Source organism: Ochrobactrum sp. C6C9, from assembly GCF_022627935.1.
GTDB classification, from domain to species: Bacteria; Pseudomonadota; Alphaproteobacteria; order Rhizobiales; family Rhizobiaceae; genus Brucella; species Brucella teleogrylli.
In genome coordinates this window covers 1-3,267 of record NZ_JABXGB010000072.1, presented here as the reverse complement: position 1 = coordinate 3,267, position 3,267 = coordinate 1, and the positions used below count along the sequence as shown (strand labels likewise).

Here is a 3,267-nt window from a genome sequence, read left to right as displayed (position 1 = left end):
GCACGAAGCCCAATCGAATATCGAAACTGTCTTGGCATTGTGACGTAAAAACAGTCCAAGTTTTTATCCGCACCCCCGGTTTGGGGTGATATTTCCATTTAGAATTGGCTCTGACTAATATTTGCTGTTGTTGGTATGCAGACTTTCGCTGGTTCACTGGACTGAATTCGAGCATGGCACTCGGTGCCGCATAGCCGGACCCCGATGTGATTAGCAATCGGCGCACCGAATTAAACGTTGATGGAGTGCGTTATACCAATGACTTGATGGTCGTTCGCGTCTACGGCATCGCTTTAAAATACTTCTGCCTGAATTGGTCGAAATTAATGTGGCCACGATGATTGATCGCGCGGCAAGCGATTGTCTGGATCGTGAACGTCAACTTCATCTCCAGCGATAAGATTAGCTGGAAAAATCACGAGATTGGTTCCCCCAGCATGGCGGAGGGATGGAAAGAGTAGGCCTCGCAAACCGGCCGAGATGATTTCGTCAGCAAGTTTCCAGGATGGCGGCGTCTTTTTATCGATGCGAGCGATTTTCCGCCATCGACAATCCCAATCAGCCCACGCGTCATCCCAATGAACGGGATCGTATCCTCTCGAAAGGTCAGCCACTTCTCCAAGAGTGATCGTGTAAGCCGCAAGTGTAGCAGGCGGCGTAATGCTCGCGCCTTGTCGATACTCCTCGAGTGCTGTCTGCGCCGACACTGACAGATACAGAGCCTCTACGCCGGGACGATTAAAACGTCCCCCATCTGCTGCAGCGCCAGCCCCACTGATTGGAAGGAATGCCCATTTCGGTGTTAGATAACGATGAAAAACGTCCTTCGGTCCGATACGGACGAGCTTCATCCCCGCGCTCCGTTCTCCAGGTCCCTGATATAGGCCAGAACAGCTTCTATCTCACCATCTGCAACAAGTTCTGCGGCTGTGCGGTGGTCGTAATCAGCAATAGGCTCATTCCGATACCAGTAGATCGCCTTCTGGAGATCACCAGTCAGTTCAGCCGCTGCGGATATTACTTTTACCATTTCCCGCATTCTGCCTTGCAGACGTTCGGAAGATGGATTGCGTAGCGTGTTACGATGAACACCCGTCAATTCTGCAAGATTTGCAACCTTGACCCCAAGCACTTTCGATAGCCGCGATGGCGAGATATAGGGTGTCCGTGGCTCCTGAAGACTGTCTACAAAGCCTGAAACCACAGCATATGCTCGATCTGTCTGCGCCTGTGTCACATCACACCTCCGCTCAATAATACGCACAATATATGCATATTTTTTTACACATCAAGTGCAAGCGCATACAGTGAACACTCTGGAAAGAGAAAAAGCTCATTGGTTTCAGGGGCTATCGAAGATTCCAGGATATGATGAATAGCATGAAACAACTTTCCGCGCCCAAGTGTGGATACGCGTGCTTCACGTGCGGCTCGGCGTCCTTGCAAAAAAAGCCAGGGTTTAAATTCCAACCGAAGAAAATTATACGTTGGGCGTTCAACGTGGACGGCAACTGACCTGATTACGTTGAACGGCCTGGCGTCTTTGGGAAGAGCGTCAGGGCCTTTTTAACAGGTCGACGGTTCGATACTGGTCAACTCATCCGGCCATGCAAATCAATGCTATTTTGGAAATTAAATAATCCTGCTGATAAATAAGAGCGTGCCGAGACCACAGGCAAGTGCCATAACGACAAACGGGACAGCCGGTATCCGACCGAGCCAGTTCGGATAATCGGATACGCGTGCAGTACGTATCACTTCCTCGCCTTCGGTCAGAAGCGACTTCAACGCACCGGATCTGTGAAAATCGGGATTGCCCTCCATGGCCCCTCTCCTCTTTGTATGGATCGATTTTTACCATCGAGACAAAAAAGGTCATCCCTAACTTTCGTCCATTTCTACGTCGTTTGACGGATAACAGACCGGGAACACAGGGATAGTTCACCGAAATGAATAGGTCCGAGCTGATTGATTCAAAACTGTCGTTAGACGGGAGGGACGGTTTCAGCGATCTTTTGCTGCATGATCGCCCAGCAGTTTCATCTCTATGTCGAACGGACAGACCCGAATAAAAACATGGCCCGCTACTACGCCATGCATATTTCCTATTCGCTATTTGGAGAGCCCTGCCTGACACGCCAATGGTGCCGGATCGGAACCTCTGGACAGGTCAAGCTACAGCATTTCGAACAGGAAGCAGAGGCCATCAAAATGTTCCTGACTATGGCGCGGAAAAAACAGTCCCGAGGCTATAGGCCCAGATAAGAATCTCGGGCCTGTCGTGAGTGTGGCTACCGTTACGATTTGACCAAAAAACGCCCGCTTCGCAGGGAGGAGGAGAGCGAAGCGGAACCACTGGGCAGGTGATGCTACAGCATTTCGAATACGAAATGGAGGCAGTTCAGATGTTTCTGACCTTGGCTCGAAAAAAGAAAACGCGGGGTGACATATCTCGAAGATTCAGCCACTATAGCTCAGTCTAATTTGAGTCGATCTGCCAATCTAGCCATGAGATCCATTCGTTCGTGAAAAATTGCAACCACCAACGCGGGTGCACTTTCGCGCGGCAAGCAAAAAACGTAATGATGTTCGCAATGCGCCATCCGCAACATCGGAAATAGTGCGCTCATATCCTTAAAAGTACCTTGGCCAGCTGCAAGGTTGGCAATTCCACGTTCAAGCTTGCCGATATAGCGCCGAACCTGTGTATCACTCCATTGCTTACGCGTGTAGCGGATGATATGGCGCATATCCGCTTCCGCCTCTACCGTAAGGACATAGGCCGTCAAGCGCGATTCCCGTCCAGTTCATCATCCAGAATTTGGCCGATGCTCTTGGTGGATACATTGCCCGCAAGACCATCGCTGATGCGACTTCCCAGCACGGTTTTAAGTTCCTGCCATGCCTGATCGGCATTAACATCACCTGGAAACAGACGTTCGAGAGCATATTGCTTAATAGTCTTGCCCTGCAAGGCCGCCAATGCCTTAAGGCTTTGATGCTGCTGATCTGTTATGTCGATTGTCAGACGGCTCATAACGGCTGCCTCCATATAAATACACAAACCCACATTAGCACATTTGCGCGGAGATTGCCACGACTACATCTCACCAATTAGCGCTCGTGGAGACTCCATAGTTTAACTGCAGCGATTGCGAGGCGGGGAAGCATTGCTAGGGCTCAAGCAAGGATGTTCCCTTTTTGTTTCGAATGCTCTAGAAACCACGCATGGACATGTCAGCCGATTATCCGCGGTCCCGTGTTCAA

At 50.3% G+C, this 3,267-nt stretch carries 7 protein-coding genes; 2 read left to right on the top strand and 5 right to left on the bottom strand.

What is annotated here, in order from left to right:
* Positions 1-323: 323 nt before the first annotated feature.
* From HWD97_RS24020 to HWD97_RS24010, 3 genes are all read right to left on the bottom strand, one after another.
* Complete coding sequence (locus HWD97_RS24020) at positions 324-851, bottom strand: RES family NAD+ phosphorylase (protein WP_109365665.1); 528 nt, start codon at positions 849-851, stop codon at positions 324-326.
* A complete protein-coding gene (locus HWD97_RS24015; RefSeq protein ID WP_109365664.1) occupies positions 848-1,237 on the bottom strand; it encodes a hypothetical protein in 390 nt (129 codons plus the stop codon). The genes HWD97_RS24020 and HWD97_RS24015 overlap by 4 nt, the downstream gene beginning before the upstream one ends.
* Before the next feature lie 395 nt (positions 1,238-1,632).
* On the bottom strand, positions 1,633-1,824 hold the full coding sequence (locus HWD97_RS24010; RefSeq protein WP_109365663.1) for a hypothetical protein: 192 nt from the start codon (positions 1,822-1,824) through the stop codon (positions 1,633-1,635).
* Positions 1,825-2,022: 198 nt separating this feature from the next.
* On the opposite strand from HWD97_RS24010, the gene HWD97_RS24005 reads away from it, so the two are divergent.
* Both HWD97_RS24005 and HWD97_RS24000 read left to right on the top strand, forming a co-directional pair.
* Complete coding sequence (locus HWD97_RS24005; RefSeq protein ID WP_109365662.1) at positions 2,023-2,265, top strand: WGR domain-containing protein; 243 nt, start codon at positions 2,023-2,025, stop codon at positions 2,263-2,265.
* Between the two features lie 20 nt (positions 2,266-2,285).
* On the top strand, positions 2,286-2,483 hold the full coding sequence (locus HWD97_RS24000) for a WGR domain-containing protein (RefSeq protein WP_353411715.1): 198 nt from the start codon (positions 2,286-2,288) through the stop codon (positions 2,481-2,483).
* Here HWD97_RS24000 and HWD97_RS23995 read toward each other — a convergent pair.
* Together HWD97_RS23995 and HWD97_RS23990 are read right to left on the bottom strand one after the other, a co-directional pair.
* Entirely contained in the window at positions 2,475-2,789 is a 315-nt protein-coding gene (locus HWD97_RS23995) for a type II toxin-antitoxin system RelE/ParE family toxin (protein WP_109365661.1), read from the bottom strand. The genes HWD97_RS24000 and HWD97_RS23995 overlap by 9 nt on opposite strands.
* The gene (locus tag HWD97_RS23990; RefSeq protein WP_109365660.1) at positions 2,786-3,037 is read right to left on the bottom strand and encodes an antitoxin; all 252 of its coding nucleotides are present in this window, start codon (positions 3,035-3,037) and stop codon (positions 2,786-2,788) included. Before HWD97_RS23990 ends, HWD97_RS23995 begins: the two co-directional genes overlap by 4 nt.
* Positions 3,038-3,267 lie beyond the last annotated feature (230 nt).